The sequence below is a fragment of the Rathayibacter sp. VKM Ac-2801 genome, assembly GCF_009834245.1.
Classification (GTDB): domain Bacteria; phylum Actinomycetota; class Actinomycetes; order Actinomycetales; family Microbacteriaceae; genus Rathayibacter.
Genome location: NZ_CP047183.1, coordinates 1,629,636 through 1,644,945, shown reverse-complemented (window position 1 = coordinate 1,644,945; position 15,310 = coordinate 1,629,636). Strand labels below are relative to the sequence as shown.

The following is a 15,310-nucleotide window of genomic DNA, read 5'->3' as shown; positions in this document are numbered from 1 at the left end:
GGCCGGCTCAGTGCGCGGCGACGTCCCAGTCGGACCCGTGTCCCACCTGCACCTCGAGCGGCACGCTCAGGTCGGCGGCCCCCGCCATCCGGCCGCGGACGATCGCCTCGAGCGACTCCTCCTCGCCGGGGGCGACGTCGAAGATCAGCTCGTCGTGCACCTGGAGGAGCATCCGCGAGCCGAGCCCCTGCTCGTCGAGGTCGGCCTGCACGCCGATCATCGCGCGCTTCATGATGTCGGCGGCCGACCCCTGGATCGGCGAGTTGAGCGCCGCCCGCTCGGCGTTGTCGCGGAGGACGCGGTTCGCGCTCTGCAGGTCGGGGAACGGACGCCGGCGACCGAAGATCGTCTCGGTGTAGCCCGTCTCGCGGGCCTGCTCGACGACGCTGCGCAGGTAGTCCCGCACCGCGCCGAAGCGCACGAAGTAATCGGTCATCAGCTGCTTGGCCTCGGCGCTCGAGATGCGCAGCTGCTTCGACAGGCCGAAGGCGCTGAGGCCGTAGGCGAGGCCGTAGGACATCGCCTTGACCTTGTTGCGCATGGCCGAGGTGACGTCGCCCGGATCGACGCCGAAGATCCGCGATCCGACGAAGCGGTGCAGGTCCTCGCCGGAGTGGAAGGCCTCGATCAGGCCGGCGTCCCCGGAGAGGTGCGCCATGATCCGCATCTCGATCTGCGAGTAGTCGGCGGTGAGGAGGGTGCTCGCCTCTGCTCCGTGGACGAAGGCGGTGCGGATGCGGCGGCCCACCTCGCTGCGGACGGGGATGTTCTGCAGGTTCGGGTCGTTGGAGGAGATGCGGCCGGTGGCCGTGCCGGTCTGGTCGTAGCTGGTGTGGATCCGGCCGTCAACGGTGACCGACTTCTCCAGCGTCTCGATGATCTGCTTGAGCTTGGTCGCGTCGCGGTGCTCGAGCAGCAGCCCGAGGAACGGGTGCGGGTGCGACTCCTGCAGGTCGGCCAGGGCGGAGGCGTCGGTGGTGTAGCCCGTCTTCGTCGCCCGGGTGCGCGGCATGTCGAGCTCCTCGAAGAGGACCTGCTGCAGCTGCTTCGGCGAGCCGAGGTTCATCTCGTGGCCGATCTCGGCGAACGCGCGGCTCGCGAGGTCGGCGGCGGAGACGGTCAGCTCGGCGCGGAGGCGCGCCAGCACGTCGGCGTCGATCGCGACGCCGGTGAGCTCCATCGTCGCGAGGACCTGGACGATCGGCAGCTCGATGTCGACGAGCACCGAGAGCATCCCCTCGCCCAGGCGCTCGCGCAGCGGAGCGACGAGCCGGTACGCGTACCAGGCCTCGATCGCGGGCCCCATCGGCTCGACGGTGGGGACCAGCTGGTTCGGGTCGCCCTGCGCCATGGTCTCGTCGAGGTGCTGCGCGACCTGCGCCGCGAGCGTGGCCGGATGCCCGGTGGGCTGCACCAGCCAGGACGCGACGCGGGTGTCGAACGCGAGACCCCCGACGGGGAGGCCGGCTCGCCGGAGCGCCTTGATCTGGGGCTTCGCGTCGGCGAAGTACTTGGGGGCGGGCCCGGCCAGCCACTGCTCGAGCGCGGTGTAGTCGGGCCTCTCGGCGGCCCACGGGACGAACGCCGTCTCCTTCTCGACCGCGAGGCCGACGCCCTCGAGCCCGTCGGCTCCGACCCGGACCTGGACGGCGACGGGCGCGGTGCCCGTCGCCGAGACCCGGTCGAGCCAGTGCGCGAGCTCCTCGTCGACCAGGGTGCGGACGGCGGGTGCGGAGGTCGTGACCACGTCTCCCGCCAGGGCCGCGGCGGCGCCGTCGACGCCCTCCTCCGCGGCGATCGTGAGCACGCGCTCCTGCAGGGTCTTGAACTCGAGGCGGCTGAAGATCTCGCGCACCGCGTCCGGATCGATCGGGCGGCGCGTCAGGTCGTGCGGGCCGAGAGGGAGCTCCACGTCCGTCACCAGCCGGTTGAGGCGGCGGTTGCGGAGCGCGTTCTCCTTCTGCTCGCGCAGCTTCTCGCCGACCACGCCCTTGATCTCGTCGGCGTGGGCGATGATGTCGGCGACCGTGCCGTACTGGTTGACCCACTTCGCGGCCGTCTTCGGGCCGACCTTGTCGACGCCGGGCAGGTTGTCGCTCGTCTCGCCGACGAGGGCGGCGATCTCGGGGTACTGGTGCGGCTCGACGCCGTACTTCTCGAACACCTTGTCGCGGTCGTAGCGGGTGAGCTGCGAGACGCCCTGGGTGGAGGGGTAGAGCAGGGTGACGTCCGGGGTCACCAGCTGGATGGTGTCGCGGTCGCCCGAGACGACCAGCACGCGGAAGCCGGCCTCGGCACCCTGGCGCGCGAGCGTCGCGAGGATGTCGTCGGCCTCGAAGTCCTCCTTCGAGACGGTCCGGATGTTCATGGCGTGCAGCGCCTCCTCGAGGAGGGGGACCTGGCCCTTGAACTCGGGCGGCGTCTCGCCGCGGGTGCCCTTGTACTCCGGGTACTCGCGGGTCCGGAACGAGTATCGGGAGATGTCGAACGCGACGCCGAGGTGGGTCGGCTTCTCGTTCTTCAGCAGCAGGATCAGCATCGACAGGAAGCCGTGGATGGCGTTCGTGTGCTGGCCCTCGCGGGTCTGGAAGCTGTCGACCGGGAGCGCGTAGAACGCCCGGAACGCCAGGGAATGGCCGTCGACGAGCAGGAGGGTAGGCTGTTCCGGATCTGACACAGGGCCAGACTACACAGCGCCTCCGACACCGGATCGGCCCGCTCGCGCCCGCCGGTCAGGGCGCTCCGAGGCTCCAGCGCGAGGAGCGACGTGACCGATCCGACCCCCACCACGACCGCCTGGATCCGCCCGCCCGCGCTCGACCTGGTCGCCGGGATCGGCCGCGGCATGGGCGAGCTCGCCGAGCGGATGGGGATCGTCTGGCACGAGCTCACCCCGCAGCACTCGGTGGCCTCCATGCCCGTCGAGGGCAACCGGCAGCCGGTCGGCCTCCTGCACGGCGGCGCGCACGTCGTGCTGGCCGAGTCGATGGGCTCGATCGCGGCCAACGTGCACGCCGGCGAGGGCCGGCTGGCGATGGGCATCGAGCTGAACGCGAGCCACAGCCGCTCGGTCCACTCCGGCTTCGTGATCGCCACCTGCGACGCGATCCACCTCGGCTCCACCCTCACCACCCACGAGATCGTCGTACGCGATCAGGAGGGGCGCCGCCTTTCCACCGTGCGGATCACCAACATCATCCGCGACGCCCGCTGACAGGGGCGGGCGGGGACACCGGACTCGCCGGGCGAGGCCCGGGACGGTTTGCTGCACCGGAGCGAGCGGGGCTGTCAAGCGACGGCGCGCGACTGTGCCACGTGGCGCACGAAGGGCGACACTGAGCGGGTGAGCCTTCGCCAACTCCTCAAGAGCCTTCCGTCCATGCCCTCCGAGCTGCCGTCGTTCGACGCGGAGGCGGCTCCCGCCGATCCTCTCGAGCTGTTCGCGCAGTGGCTCGAGGAGGCGAAGGACGCGGGGCAGCTCCTCCCCCACGGAGCCACCCTCTCCACTGCCTCCGACGACGGCACCGTCTCGGCGCGCGTGCTCGTGCTGCGCGAGATCGACGAGGCGGGCTGGGCGTTCTCCACTCACGCCACCAGCCCCAAGGGACGCGCCATGGAGGAGAACCCGCATGCCGCGCTGACCTTCTTCTGGCCGGTCCAGGGCCGGCAGGTCCGAGTCGAGGGCCGAGTCGAGCGCGCTTCCGCGCAGGAGTCGGCCGACGACTTCCGCCGCCGCTCCGAGCCCGCTCGCACCGCCCTGCTCGTCGGACGCCAGAGCGAGCCGATGCGCAGCGCGCAGGACTTCGGCCTCGTCACGCTGCAGACCAGCGTCGCCGTGGGCTGCTCGCCCGCGACGCTCGACCGGGAGTGGGCCGTCTACCGCGTCGTCCCCGAGCGCATCGAGTTCTGGCAGGGCTCGACCGCGCCGGAGCAGGACCACACGCGTCTCGAGTACCGCCCGCGAACGACGGAGGCGGGCGGCTCCCCGTGGGAGCGCACCCGCCTCTGGCCCTGAGGCCGTGGGCCCTCGGGCCAGACCTCGCGCTAGGCCTTCTTCGGGCTCAGCTGCTCGATGATCGCCTGGGCGACGTCGTGCATGGTGAGTCGGCGGTCCATGGAGGCCTTCTGGATCCAGCGGAACGCCTCGGGCTCGGTGAGGCCCATCTTCTCGTTGAGCAGGCCCTTGGCGCGGTCGACGAGCTTGCGGGTCTCGAAGCGCTCGACCATGTCGGCGACCTCGGCCTCGAGCGTGAGGATCTGGGCGTACCGCGAGAGGGCGATCTCGATCGCGGGCAGCAGGTCGTTGGGCGTGAAGGGCTTCACGACGTAGGCGAGTGCTCCGGCCTCGCTGGCGCGCTCGACGAGCTCCTTCTGGCTGAAGGCGGTGAGCAGGACGACCGGCGCGATGTGCGCCTTCGAGAGGCGCTCGGCCGCCGAGATGCCATCGAGCTGGGGCATCTTGACGTCCATGATGACGAGATCGGGGCGCAGCTCGGTGGCGAGGGCCACAGCGGTCTCGCCGTCGCCGGCCTCGCCGACGACCTCGAAGCCGTTGTCGCGGAGGATCTCCACGATGTCGAGGCGGATGAGGGATTCGTCTTCGGCGACGACGACCCGACGGGGTGCGGTCGACGAGGGTTCCTGGTCAGTCACGCCGATGAGCCTACGGTATTCTCGACGGGCTGGTGCTGAGCCGGTGTGGCGGAATGGCAGACGCGGGGCACTCAAAATGCTCTGTCCGAGAGGGCTTGTGGGTTCGAGTCCCACCACCGGTACCCCCGGGTCGCGCGGTGCGCGCCTCCGCTCGCTAGCGTCGTCGGATGAGCACCGACCCCTGGCCCCTGTTCTCGCTGGAGCTGCGCACGCCGCGGCTCGAGCTGCATCCGGTCCGCGACGCCGATCTCGGCCCTCTCGCCGACGCCGCTCTCGCCGGCGTGCACGAGAGCGGCCGCTCGCCGTTCCCCTCCCCCTGGGCGGAGGCGCCGGCGGAGCGCCTGCCCGGCGAGCTCGCCCGCTTCCACTGGTCGCAGCGCGCGCAGACGACGCGGGAGTCGTGGCGCGTCGCGTTCGCCGTGGTCGAGGACGGCCGGGTCGTCGGCTGCCAGGACCTGGTCGCCGAGTCCTTCGCCGCCACGCGCACCCTGACCTCGGGCTCGTGGCTCACCCGCTCGGCGCAGGGCCGCGGCCTCGGGCAGGAGATGCGCGCCGCGGTGCTCCTCCTGGCCTTCGACCATCTCGGAGCCGAGGTCGCCGAGAGCGCCGCCCTCGCCTGGAACACCCGCTCGATCCGGGTGTCGGAGGCCCTCGGCTATCGCCCGAACGGGACGCACCGGATCGTCGGTTCGGACGGGGCGGCGGTCGAGGAGCTGCGGTTCCGCGTCACCCCGGAGACCCTGGTGCGGCCGGAGTGGACGCTGGCGGTCTCGGGGCTCGACGCCGCACGGGCGGCGCTCGTCTAGAGCCCTCTCCGCCGGACCCCCGGAGCCAGGATCACCAGAACATCGTGCCCGGAGAGCCCTTGAACGGCCCGACCACGCGCGACGTGATCCAGCCGCCGTAGAAATCGCCCGGCTGCGGCTCGACCGCCTCGCCGTCGACCAGGCAGGAGTCCATCCGGCCGGGATAGAGGGCGACCGTGTCGACCAGGGCCTCGAAGCCCGCCATCGGCTCGGGGTACGTCCAGCCCGCCGCCTCCGCGACCGCTCCTCCTCCCCCGCGGACGGTGAGGTAGGAGGCCGCGCCCTTGAACTCGCAGATGCTGCGGCCCGGCGCGGGCTCGAGCGCCCCGGGCGCGAACGAGGACACGGGGAGGTAGTAGACGGGAGGATGGCTCGTCTCGAGGACGCGGAGCGCGTCGCGGGTCTCGGCGACGACGACGCCGCCCAGCCGCACGACCACGTGCTCGGTGGTGGTCTCGACCCTGGGGGGTCGCGGGTAGTCCCAGACGGATTCCTGGCCCTCGGCGGGCGGCACGCGCTTCATCCCGCTCACGCTACGCGGCGGGGAGCGGCGCTCCGGCGCCTCCCAGAGGATGCCCGGCGGGCGCCGCGGCTCCGCGGATCGCCGCCGCCGGGACGCGCGGGGGCCCCGGTCGCGTAACGTCGACCCTGCGGCGGAACCCCGAGCCCGCGCGCAGAAGGAATCCAGAGTGCCCACCGAATGCATCCACGGCCTCGACATCGCGCTCTGCGACGTCTGCACCCCCAAGAAGCTCCCCGAGCAGGTCGGCCGTGCCACCCGCGCCCCCGCGCGCGTGCCCGGCACCTCCCGTGCGGCCACCGCCCGCGCCGCCGCCCGCGGCACGGCGCGCGAGAAGCCCCTGCCGAAGGTCGACATCGCCGCGCAGCGGATCTACCACGTCACCCACCTCGACAACCTCGAGGCGATCGTCGCCGCCGGCGCGATCCTGGCGGACCAGCAGCTCCAGGAGCGCCCTGCGATCGACGTCAGCGCCGAGACCACCCGCGAGCACCGCCGTGCCGTGCAGGTGAAGGACGGCATGAGCGTCGCCGGGTTCGTGCCCTTCTTCCTCTCCCCCGACGCCGCGCTCTGGGCCGATCTGCGCGGCGAGCGGGTCGCTCCGCACTGGTCGCCGAGCGCCCAGAAGACCACGGCCTCGCAGTTCGTCGTCCTGGTGGGCTCGCTCGCCTCCGCCCCGGTGCTCAGCGACGGCGACGCCTCCCACGTCCTGACCCGCTTCACCGAGGGCGACGCGCTCGTGCGCACCTTCGCGCGCCTCCTGGTCGACGAGCCGGCCCTGCGCAGCGCCGAGGCGCTCGTGCCCGAGCGCTTCCCGCTCGAGGGTGTCGCGACGGTCGGCGTGGCGTCGGTCGCCGCCCGCAACCGCGTCAAGGCTCTCTTCGAGGGCATCGACGCCTCTCCTCGCGTCGCCGTCTACCCGCCGTGGTTCCACCCGGTGGCCGAGGAGGAGTGACCCGGGCCTAATCGGCCTCGAGGAGGTCGAGGCGGTCGGCCAGGTACCGGCGCAGGGGCATCAGGCCCTGCTCGCCGAGGCCGGGCGCCCAGCGCACGAGCACCTCGGAGCCGCGCAGGGTCAGCGGCTCCTGGCCCGATTCGAGCGCTGCGGCGTCCCGTGCGAGCCGTCGCCAGCCGTAGTTGACGATCTCGCCCTCCTGGAACGGGCCGTCGAAGGCGGCGCGCCGGATCTCGCGGCGCGCCTCCTGCGACTCCGACTGATTGTTGGCGTGCAGCGGAGCGACGGCACGCGTGACCGAGCCCGTCGCGAAGAGCTCGCCCTCGTGCCCGAGGAGCACCACGCCGAGGCGCCACGCCCGGGTCACCGGTGCCATCACGGGCTTGCGCCGGAAGCCGAGGATCGCCCGCGGCGTCCGCAGCTCGGCGACGGCCTGATCGGCTATGCCGCGGGCGTCGAGCTCGGCGGAGACCTCGCGCAGGAGCGCGGCCAGATCGGCCGCGGCCTGCTCGGCCCCGGGTGCTGCGGTCATCGCTCCTCCTCGGCTCCTCCCGCCAGCCTACGGGCGCGGTGCGCACCGGCCTCCCCGCTCCGCACCGCTAGCATCGCCTGACGACACCGAGGAGGACGAGCGATGCGCGTCATCATGATGGGCCCGCCCGGCGTGGGCAAGGGCACCCAGGCGGCAGTGCTGTCGCGCGAGCTGGGGGTGCCGGCGATCTCCACCGGCGATCTGTTCCGCGCCCACGTCGCCGACGGCACCGACCTCGGACGGCGCCTGCGGGCGCTCGTGGAGGCCGGCGAGTACGTGCCGGACGAGATGACGAACGCGCTGGTGGCCGAGCGGATCGCCGAGGAGGACGCCCGGGACGGGTTCATCCTCGACGGCTACCCGCGCACGCTCGCCCAGGTGGACGCGCTGGCGGAGCTCCTCGAGGAGCGGGGGACGCCGCTCTCGTGCGTCGTGCTGCTGACGGCCGACGCGGACGTGGTCCTCGAGCGGCTGCACGTGCGGGCGCAGGAGCAGGACCGCGCCGACGACGACCCCGAGGTCGTACGGAACCGGATCGAGGTCTACGAGCGCGAGACGGCTCCCCTGGCGGAGGTCTACGACGAGCGCGAGCTCCTGGTGCGGATCGACGGCTCCGCCTCGCAGGACGAGGTCGCCGCGAGGATCATCGCGGCGTGCCGGCCAGTGTGAGCCGACCCGCCGCGACGCGAGGTCAGATCGCCGAGGCGAGGACCTCGTCGAGCTTGGCCGAGGCCTCCTCATCGGTGCCCTTCAGGGCCAGCGACAGCTCCGACACGAGGATCTGACGCGCCTTGAGGAGCATCCGCTTCTCGCCGGCCGAGACGCCGCCCGCCTGCTCGCGGCGCCACAGGTCGCGGACGACCTCGCTGACGCGGTACACGCTGCCGCTGGCCATCTTCTCCTGGTTGGCCTTGAAGCGGCGGGACCAGTTGCTGGCCTCCTCCGCGACGTCGCTGCGCAGGACGTCGTAGACCGCCTGGACTCCGGCGTCGTCGATGATCTCGCGGACGCCGACGAGCTCGGCGTTCTCGACGGGGAGGGTGATGGTGAGCTCGCTGGTGTGCACGTTCATGGTCATGAACGTCTTCTCGACGCCCTTGACCGAGCGCTTCTCGAGCCCGGTGATCGTCACCGCTCCGTGGTGCGGGTAGACCAGGGTCTCGCCGACCTCGAATGTCATCATGTCGTGCCTTTCGTCGTGGGGCGTGGTGGGAGTGAGGAGACCAGAGGGCGCAGCGGCGCCTCGGCGAGCCAGGCCGGGAGCAGCGCGACGAGGTGCTCGACCAGCTCCTCGTCGGTGCCGTCGAGAGTGCCGGCGAGCCAGGCGCCGACCACGGAGAGGACGCCCCCGGCCGCGAAGACCGCGGTGAGCTCGGGATCGACCGATGCGGGGACGTCGACCCGGGCGAGCACCTCGCGGTGGAGGGCGAGCGCCGTGTCGAGCACGGCGTCGTCCGAGGCGACCCGGGCGGAGGCGCGCGCGCGGAGCCGGGCGTGGAAGGCGTGGCGGTCGACCAGCCGCTCGACGAGCCGCGAGTAGCCGCGCTGCAGCGCCTCGGCCCCGGAGGAGTCGGCGGGATCGCCCGCGGCGACGTCGGCGACCACGAGGTCCTGGCGGAGCAGCGCGGAGGCGACTCCCGCCGCGTCGTCGAAGTGGGCGTAGAACGAGCTGCGGCTGATCCCGGCCTCGCGCACGATGTCGCTCACGGCGATGCCCTCGGCCCTCTCGCCGTCGCTCTGCATGACGAGCCGCTCGACCGCGTCGAACACGCGACCGCGGGTCCGCCGGGCTCGCGGATCAGCGGAGCCGAGCACCGAAGGGGACTCCGCCGCGGGCACGGAGGCGAGGCGGGCGGAAGTCATCGACGGCAGTCTACCACTTCCCGGACAGGTGTACGGGAAGAGGGTCAGGCGCCGGTGCGCACCGGATCGAGGCCGGCGATGCGGTCGATCGCGGCCTGCTCGCTCGGCGAGACCCGGCCGAGATACCGGCCCAGGAACACGAACAGCAGGCGGTTCGCCGTGATCGCGGGCCACCACGGGCGCCGGAGGCCCAGGAGCCTCCGCACCTCGGGACTGAGCGAGGCGACCGCGCCGGCGAACAGCAGCGGGTACACCACGCCCGCCTCGCCCGGCAGCCGGATGTCGCGGAGGAAGCCGACCGCCTCGTGCACCCGGGCGTCGGGCTTGAGCTCGCCGGCGAATCCGGCGAGCTGCGCGCGGAGCTCCGCGACGCTCGCGGGCGGATCCTCCACTCCGAGCAGTCGGCCGGAGGCGGCCCACTCGCGCACGTAGGCGTCGGGGCCGCCGGGGATCGGTCCGCCCCAGATCTCGTGGGCGCCGAGGAAGGCGTCGGTGAAGGCGTCGTGCACCCAGAGCAGCAGGCGGGGATCCTGCGCCGAGTAGGAGCGCTCGCGCCCACCGGCGTCCTCGTAGGAGCCGACGATCCGCTCGTGCACGCCGGTCACCCAGCGCGCTGCTCCGCTCGCCGCGGCGGTGTCCCCGAAGCTGGTCGTCAGGACCCAGCGGACCGTGTTGTCGAGCCGGCCCATCGGGTCCTCGCGGTAGCGGGAGTGGTCGTGCACCCCGGCCATCGCTCCCGCGTGGAGGGTCTGCATCAGCAGGGCCCGCACTCCGGCGATCATCGTGGGCAGGCCGCCGTTGACCGCCCAGACCGCGCTGCCCGGTCCGAAGAGCCCGGCGTCGTCGCCCTTCTCGAGGGCCACGATCCAGTCGGCGCGGGGGCGGGGGCGGCGGCGTCTCATCCGCTCAGTGTGCGCCCGGACCCTGGGTCGCGGCTGGCCGTTCTGCCACCCTTCGTGGGGCCATGGTCACTCGGACAGCAGTTCGCGGACGTCGTCGGCCGTCAGCGAGCGGGCGAAGAGCTCGCCCTCGTCGAGCACCGCCGTGCTGAGGCGACCCTTGCGCTCCTGCAGGCGCACGATCTTCTCCTCGATCGTGTCCGTCGCCACCAGCCGGTAGACGTTCACCCGCCGCTCCTGGCCGATGCGGTGCGCGCGGTCGACGGCCTGCGCCTCGGCCGCGGGGTTCCACCACGGGTCGAGGATGAAGACGTGGTCGGCCTCGGTGAGCGTGAGTCCGGTGCCGCCCGCCTTGAGGCTGATCAGGAAGACGGGCGCGGCTCCCGAGCGGAACTCCTCGATCACGCCCGCACGGTCCCGCGTGGAGCCGTCGAGCTGCACGAAGGGGATGCCGCGCCGGCGCAGTCGCTCCCCCGCCCGCTCCAGGTACGAGGTGAAGGTGCTGAAGACGAGCGCCCGGCGGCCCTCCGCGATCACGTCGTCGAGCTGCTCCACGAGCACGTCGAGCTTCGCGGACGGAACGTGCCGGTAGGCCGGGTCGACCAGGGACGCGTCGAGCGCGAGCAGGCGCAGCAGGGTGAGCGAGCGGAACACCGTGAAGCGCTGCCGGTCGAGGTCGTCGACCAGGCCCAGGAGCTTCCGCCGCTCGCGCTGGAGGTAGCCGTCGTAGAGCACCCGGTGGCCGGGCGTCAGCGCGACCTCGATCGTCTGCTCCTGCTTCTCGGGGAGCTCCGGCGCCACCGCCTCCTTGGTGCGCCGGAGCAGGAACGGACGCAGTCGCCGGCGCAGTCTCTCGAGGCGGCGGCGCGCGCCCTCGGTGTGGCTGACGGTCCGCCCCTCGGACAGGTCGGGCGAGGCGATGCCGACGGGCGCCTCCGCGTGCAGGATCGGCCGGGTGTACTCCTCGCGGAAACGACGCAACGGCGGCAGGAGCCCGGGCGCTACGAGGGCGAGGACCGCCCAGAGCTCGTCGAGCGAGTTCTCCAGCGGGGTGCCGGTGAGCGCGAGCGTGACCGGCGCGCCGACCCCGCGGGCGGCCCGGTGCGTCTGCGACGCGGGGTTCTTGACGAACTGGGCCTCGTCGAGGATCAGCGCCGACCACTGCTTCGCCGCCCAGCGCTCGCCCCCGAGGCGCAGGACCGCGTAGCTGGTGAGGACCACGTCCGCGTCGGCCGGGATCGCCTCGAGCGCGCCCTCCCGCGAGCTCGCGACGACGTGGACGCGCAGGGCGGGCGCGAAGCGCTCGGCCTCCGAGCGCCAGCCCGGCACGACCGATGTGGGGGCGACCACGAGGAACGGCGCGCGGCGGACCCCGACGCGGCCCGCCTCCTCGACCGCGTCGAGCATCAGGGCCAGCGCCTGCAGGGTCTTGCCGAGGCCCATGTCGTCGGCCAGGATCCCGCCGAGCCCGTGGCGGAGGCGGTGCACGAGCCAGGCGTAGCCCACCCGCTGGTACGGGCGCAGCCGGGCGGTGAGGCCCTCCGGCGGCTCCACGTCCTCCGGCGAACCGGCGGCCAGGGCGGAGTCGAGCACGGCGCGCCAGGCGTCGGAGGGGACGCTCTCGTCGGCGAGCTCCTCCAGCTCGTTCCAGAGCTCGGTCTGGTGCCGGCCGAGCCGCGGTCCCGTCTCCCACTCCTCGAGCTCGTCCGCCCGGGTCAGCAGCTCCCGGAGCCGGTCGAGGCCGGGGTGCGCGAGCGAGAGGTAGGAGTGGTCGACCAGGCGGATGCGGTCGCCGCCCGCCGCCAGAGCGCGGAAGAGGGGCAGGAACGGCACAGTCGCGTCGCCGATCGTCACGACGACGCCGAGGTCGAACCAGTCGGCGCTCTCGGTGTCGACGGCGGTGATGGTGAGGGTGAGCGGCCCGTTCAGCAGGCGGTAGTCGGGGGCCGCGCCCTCGCGCTCGATCCGGACGCCGCCGATCCCCTCCAGCTGCGGGAGCTGCTCCACCGCGAAGACCGCCGCCTCGGCTCCGCGCAGGACCGCGCTCGTCCCCGGCTCCGGCACGAGGGCGGATCCGGCCTCGCCGAGCACCGAGCGCACCCGGCGGAGCACCGCGCGCTCGAGGGCCGCATCGGCGGTGCCGTCGAGCTCGCCGGCGCGATCGGGCGAGCGGCGCCAGTGCCAGCCGACCCGGACGGCGCGCCGCGGCTCGAACGAGACCGTGCAGACCAGGCGCGGCGGCTCCGGATCGTCCAGCACGAGGTCGACGCCCTCCTCGCGGACCGCGACCCGGCCGCGGAGGGCGGGGAGGTGCTCGCCGACGAACTCGGGCACGTCCTCCGCCGGGACCTGCGTCTCCTCGGGGTGGTCGAGGAGACGCAGCTCCTCGTCGTCGAAGGGCAGGGACGCGGGCGCGAGCAGGAGCGTGGACGGGTCGTCGCCCTCGACCGCGTAGACGCCGTTCCGGGCGACCGGACGCGCGGACTCCGGTGCGTGCTCCGCGCCGTCGATCCGCAGGACGGGCCGCAGCCGGAGGCCTCCCTCCTCGACCGAGACCGTCACCGCCACGTGGGCGGGACCCGTGAGGCGCACCGAGCCCTTGTCCGGGGCGAGCAGCGGGATCCCGGCCGCCTGCGCCTGCTCGAGCAGCCGCCACAGCAGCGGGCTCTCGTAGTCGTCGAGGTGGATCCAGTCGGGGTCCTGCCCCAGGTGGACGGTGCGCGTGGCGCGGTGCAGGGCCGCGAACTCGGCGAACCAGCGCTGGTGGGCGGGGTCGAGCGAGAGCCGGTGGGTCTGGAAGTTCAGGGACTTCCAGGTGAGGGTGGTGCGGTTCCATGCGCCCCCGCGCCCGCGGACGACGGGGCGGGTGGCCAGACGGTGGTCGCGGCGCTCGGCGGGGTCGTAGGTCTTCGCCGTGACGCGCTCGCTCGCCGGCGCCCGCCACGGATCGTCGGCGCGGCGCACGAGCCGGCGCAGCTCGAACTGCAGCCCGATCGGTGTGAGGACCGGCGGTGACTCGGCCTCGGCGGAGCCGCTGAGCTCGCCGACACGGGCGCGCCAGGAGGAGGGGGTCGACTCGGGAGGCACCGCCCCATGCTGCCACGCGCCGCCGACACGCCCGCCCGCACCGCGCGACGGGCAGAATCGGAGGATGACCAGCAGCGACTCCCCCGCACCGACCGTCCTCACCCTCGGCAGCGAGAGCCTGCGCCTCGCCCTGACGACAGCCGGGGCCGAGATGACGTCCCTCCGCGACGACGAGGGCCGCGAGTACCTGTGGCAGGCCGGCCCGGAGTGGCGCCGGCACGCTCCCGTCCTGTTCCCGATCATCGGCCGCCTCCCCGGCGACACGCTGCACCACGACGGCGCGGACCACCGGATGGGGCAGCACGGCTTCGCGCGGGACCGCGTCTTCGAGCTCGCGGGCGTCTCGGCGGACGAGGCGGTGTTCCGGCTCCGGAGCGACGACGCCACGCGCGCGGTGTTCCCCTTCGACTGGACGCTCCTCATCGCCTACGCCGTGACCGGCGCCTCGCTCCGGATCACCCAGACCGTGGAGAACAGGGGGCCCTCTCCCCTGGGCTTCTCGCTCGGCAACCACCCGGCTTTCGCGCTGCCGCTGCCCGAGGGCCGCGGCGAGCACCGCATCCGCTTCGCGCAGCCCGAGCCGGAGGGGTACCGCCGCGCTCCGGAGAACCTGCTGCTGGAGGCGCGCCACCCGGCACCGCTCGAGGACGGGGTGCTGACGGTGGACGACGCGCACTTCGAGGAGGGCGTGATGATCTTCGACGAGCCGCGCCGCCGGACCCTCCGGCTCGAGGCCGACGGCGCCGCCCGCGCGATCGTCGTCGACACCGGGGACTTCGACGTGGTCGGCGTGTGGAAGCCCGTCGGGGCCCCGTTCGTCTGCCTCGAGCCGTGGCGGAGCGTCCCGACGCCCGAGGGCTGGGACGGCGACATCGTCGACAAGCCGCGCCAGATCGTCCTCGAGCCGGGCGGCCGGCGGTCGCTGTCCTACGGCATCGCGCTGAGCTGAAGGTCGTCGCGCTGGATCTGCGCGTCGAGCAGCTCGAAGCGGCGGATGATCAGCCCCTCACGGGTGGCCCAGGGGCAGATCACCAGCGTCTCGAGGCCGAGGGCGTCCATGGCGGCCTCCGCGACGAGAGCGCCCGCGAGCAGCTGCGGAGCCCGCAGAGCGGAGACGCCTGGGAGCGCTGAGCGGTCGGCCGCGCTGATCGCGGCGAGGCGGGAGGACCACAGCCGGAGGTCGACCAGGTGCAGCTCGCGGCGCACCAGCGGACCGGCCGCGCTCGGAGCGGCGCCGGTGATCCGCGCGAGGGAGCGGAAGGTCTTCGAGGTGCCCGCGACGAGGTCGGGGCGCCCGAGGGCGAGGAAGCCGCGGACGGGCTCCGCGAGCACCTCGCGGGCGTGACGGCGGGCGGCCTTGACGCTCGTCGCCGAGGCGGGATCGCCGACCAGCAGGTCGCGGGTCACCCTGCCCGCTCCGAGCGGGACCGACACGGCGAGCTCGGGCACTTCGTCCACGCCCATCGAGAGCTCGAACGAGCCGCCGCCGATGTCGAGGTCCAGGATCGAGCCGGCACCCCAGCCGAACCAGCGGCGCACGGCGAGGAAGGTGGCCGAGGCCTCCGCCTCGCCGCCGAGCTCCTGGAGGTGCACGCCCGTCTCGGCGCGGACCCGGTCGAGGACCGCCGCGCCGTTGCCGGCCTCGCGGATCGCGGAGGTGGCGAACGCCAGCAGGTCCTCGGCGCGGTGCTCGCGGGCGACCTCGGCGGCCTCGGCGACGAACGCGATGAGCTCGCGCTGGCCCCGCTCGGTGATCTCGCCCGCCTCGTCGAGGTGCGCCACGAGAGCGAGGCTCCGCTTGTGCGAGCGGTAGGGCACCGGGCGGGCGCCGGGGTGCGCGTCGACGAGGAGCAGGTGGACCGTGTTGGAGCCGATGTCGAGCACGCCGAGTCGCATGGTTCCACGGTATCCGCCTGCAGAGGCGAGTCCCGCCACGCGGACCGCCGGGGAACGGCGGAGGGCCCGGCCGCTCGCGCGACCGGGCCCTCCGGGGAT

At 73.4% G+C, this 15,310-nt stretch carries 15 protein-coding genes and 1 tRNA gene; 7 read left to right on the top strand and 9 right to left on the bottom strand.

Translation table 11 applies throughout. The features are described 5' to 3' along the window. Positions 1–7: 7 nt before the first annotated feature. A complete protein-coding gene (gene polA, locus GSU45_RS07605) occupies positions 8–2,677 on the bottom strand; it encodes a DNA polymerase I (RefSeq protein ID WP_159913972.1) in 2,670 nt (889 codons plus the stop codon). A gap of 168 nt (positions 2,678–2,845) precedes the next feature. On the opposite strand from polA, the gene GSU45_RS07600 reads away from it, so the two are divergent. Both GSU45_RS07600 and GSU45_RS07595 read left to right on the top strand, forming a co-directional pair. Continuing rightward, positions 2,846–3,214: a hotdog fold thioesterase gene (locus tag GSU45_RS07600; RefSeq protein ID WP_159916963.1), complete on the top strand. Its 369-nt coding sequence runs from the start codon at positions 2,846–2,848 to the stop codon at positions 3,212–3,214. Between the two features lie 165 nt (positions 3,215–3,379). Continuing rightward, a complete protein-coding gene (locus GSU45_RS07595) occupies positions 3,380–4,015 on the top strand; it encodes a pyridoxal 5'-phosphate synthase (RefSeq protein ID WP_159913970.1) in 636 nt (211 codons plus the stop codon). A 29-nt stretch (positions 4,016–4,044) separates the two neighbouring features. Here the strand turns inward: GSU45_RS07595 and GSU45_RS07590 are convergent, their stop codons facing one another. Continuing rightward, the gene (locus GSU45_RS07590; protein ID WP_104275582.1) at positions 4,045–4,653 is read right to left on the bottom strand and encodes a response regulator; all 609 of its coding nucleotides are present in this window, start codon (positions 4,651–4,653) and stop codon (positions 4,045–4,047) included. Between the two features lie 39 nt (positions 4,654–4,692). On the opposite strand from GSU45_RS07590, the gene GSU45_RS07585 reads away from it, so the two are divergent. Continuing rightward, positions 4,693–4,775: transfer RNA gene (locus GSU45_RS07585), tRNA-Leu, on the top strand. A gap of 45 nt (positions 4,776–4,820) precedes the next feature. Next, positions 4,821–5,459, top strand: coding sequence for a GNAT family protein (locus tag GSU45_RS07580; protein ID WP_159913968.1), 639 nt, complete (start codon positions 4,821–4,823; stop codon positions 5,457–5,459). 31 nt (positions 5,460–5,490) lie between these two features. On the opposite strand, the gene GSU45_RS07575 is transcribed toward GSU45_RS07580, so the two are convergent. Continuing rightward, positions 5,491–5,982 (bottom strand): DUF427 domain-containing protein, encoded by a 492-nt coding sequence (locus GSU45_RS07575; protein WP_159913966.1) that lies wholly within the window; start codon positions 5,980–5,982, stop codon positions 5,491–5,493. A gap of 166 nt (positions 5,983–6,148) precedes the next feature. On the opposite strand from GSU45_RS07575, the gene GSU45_RS07570 reads away from it, so the two are divergent. Beyond that, complete coding sequence (locus GSU45_RS07570) at positions 6,149–6,934, top strand: DarT ssDNA thymidine ADP-ribosyltransferase family protein (protein WP_159913964.1); 786 nt, start codon at positions 6,149–6,151, stop codon at positions 6,932–6,934. A 7-nt stretch (positions 6,935–6,941) separates the two neighbouring features. On the opposite strand, the gene GSU45_RS07565 is transcribed toward GSU45_RS07570, so the two are convergent. Further along, entirely contained in the window at positions 6,942–7,466 is a 525-nt protein-coding gene (locus tag GSU45_RS07565) for a hypothetical protein (protein ID WP_159913962.1), read from the bottom strand. Positions 7,467–7,568: 102 nt separating this feature from the next. On the opposite strand from GSU45_RS07565, the gene GSU45_RS07560 reads away from it, so the two are divergent. After that, positions 7,569–8,135, top strand: a complete 567-nt coding sequence (locus tag GSU45_RS07560; RefSeq protein WP_159913960.1) for an adenylate kinase — start codon at positions 7,569–7,571, stop codon at positions 8,133–8,135. Positions 8,136–8,157: 22 nt separating this feature from the next. On the opposite strand, the gene GSU45_RS07555 is transcribed toward GSU45_RS07560, so the two are convergent. The 4 genes from GSU45_RS07555 to GSU45_RS07540 form a co-directional block, all read right to left on the bottom strand. Then, positions 8,158–8,646 carry a CarD family transcriptional regulator gene (locus tag GSU45_RS07555; RefSeq protein WP_068257183.1) on the bottom strand — a complete coding sequence of 163 codons (489 nt, stop codon included), beginning with the start codon at positions 8,644–8,646 and terminating at the stop codon, positions 8,158–8,160. Next, a complete protein-coding gene (locus GSU45_RS07550; protein ID WP_159913958.1) occupies positions 8,646–9,329 on the bottom strand; it encodes a TetR/AcrR family transcriptional regulator in 684 nt (227 codons plus the stop codon). Before GSU45_RS07550 ends, GSU45_RS07555 begins: the two co-directional genes overlap by 1 nt. A gap of 44 nt (positions 9,330–9,373) precedes the next feature. After that, complete coding sequence (locus GSU45_RS07545; protein ID WP_159913956.1) at positions 9,374–10,231, bottom strand: oxygenase MpaB family protein; 858 nt, start codon at positions 10,229–10,231, stop codon at positions 9,374–9,376. A gap of 66 nt (positions 10,232–10,297) precedes the next feature. Next, positions 10,298–13,315, bottom strand: coding sequence for a DEAD/DEAH box helicase (locus tag GSU45_RS07540; RefSeq protein WP_159913954.1), 3,018 nt, complete (start codon positions 13,313–13,315; stop codon positions 10,298–10,300). Between the two features lie 64 nt (positions 13,316–13,379). Between GSU45_RS07540 and GSU45_RS07535 the strand changes: the two genes are divergently transcribed. Further along, on the top strand, positions 13,380–14,264 hold the full coding sequence (locus tag GSU45_RS07535; RefSeq protein WP_159913952.1) for an aldose 1-epimerase family protein: 885 nt from the start codon (positions 13,380–13,382) through the stop codon (positions 14,262–14,264). Here the strand turns inward: GSU45_RS07535 and GSU45_RS07530 are convergent. Beyond that, positions 14,243–15,211, bottom strand: a complete 969-nt coding sequence (locus GSU45_RS07530) for a Ppx/GppA family phosphatase (RefSeq protein WP_159913950.1) — start codon at positions 15,209–15,211, stop codon at positions 14,243–14,245. The two genes, GSU45_RS07535 and GSU45_RS07530, sit on opposite strands and share 22 nt — an antisense overlap. Positions 15,212–15,310: the final 99 nt, after the last annotated feature.

Coding starts and splice junctions, on each gene's coding strand:
- GSU45_RS07600 (WP_159916963.1), top strand. CDS start 2,846: ATGGGCGAGCTCGCCGAGCGGATGGGGATCGTCTGGCACGAGCTCACC.
- GSU45_RS07595 (WP_159913970.1), top strand. CDS start 3,380: ATGCCCTCCGAGCTGCCGTCGTTCGACGCGGAGGCGGCTCCCGCCGAT.
- GSU45_RS07580 (WP_159913968.1), top strand. CDS start 4,821: ATGAGCACCGACCCCTGGCCCCTGTTCTCGCTGGAGCTGCGCACGCCG.
- GSU45_RS07575 (WP_159913966.1), bottom strand. CDS start 5,982: ATGAAGCGCGTGCCGCCCGCCGAGGGCCAGGAATCCGTCTGGGACTAC.
- GSU45_RS07565 (WP_159913962.1), bottom strand. CDS start 7,466: ATGACCGCAGCACCCGGGGCCGAGCAGGCCGCGGCCGATCTGGCCGCG.
- GSU45_RS07560 (WP_159913960.1), top strand. CDS start 7,569: ATGCGCGTCATCATGATGGGCCCGCCCGGCGTGGGCAAGGGCACCCAG.
- GSU45_RS07555 (WP_068257183.1), bottom strand. CDS start 8,646: ATGACATTCGAGGTCGGCGAGACCCTGGTCTACCCGCACCACGGAGCG.
- GSU45_RS07550 (WP_159913958.1), bottom strand. CDS start 9,329: ATGACTTCCGCCCGCCTCGCCTCCGTGCCCGCGGCGGAGTCCCCTTCG.
- GSU45_RS07545 (WP_159913956.1), bottom strand. CDS start 10,231: ATGAGACGCCGCCGCCCCCGCCCCCGCGCCGACTGGATCGTGGCCCTC.
- GSU45_RS07535 (WP_159913952.1), top strand. CDS start 13,380: ATGACCAGCAGCGACTCCCCCGCACCGACCGTCCTCACCCTCGGCAGC.
- GSU45_RS07530 (WP_159913950.1), bottom strand. CDS start 15,211: ATGCGACTCGGCGTGCTCGACATCGGCTCCAACACGGTCCACCTGCTC.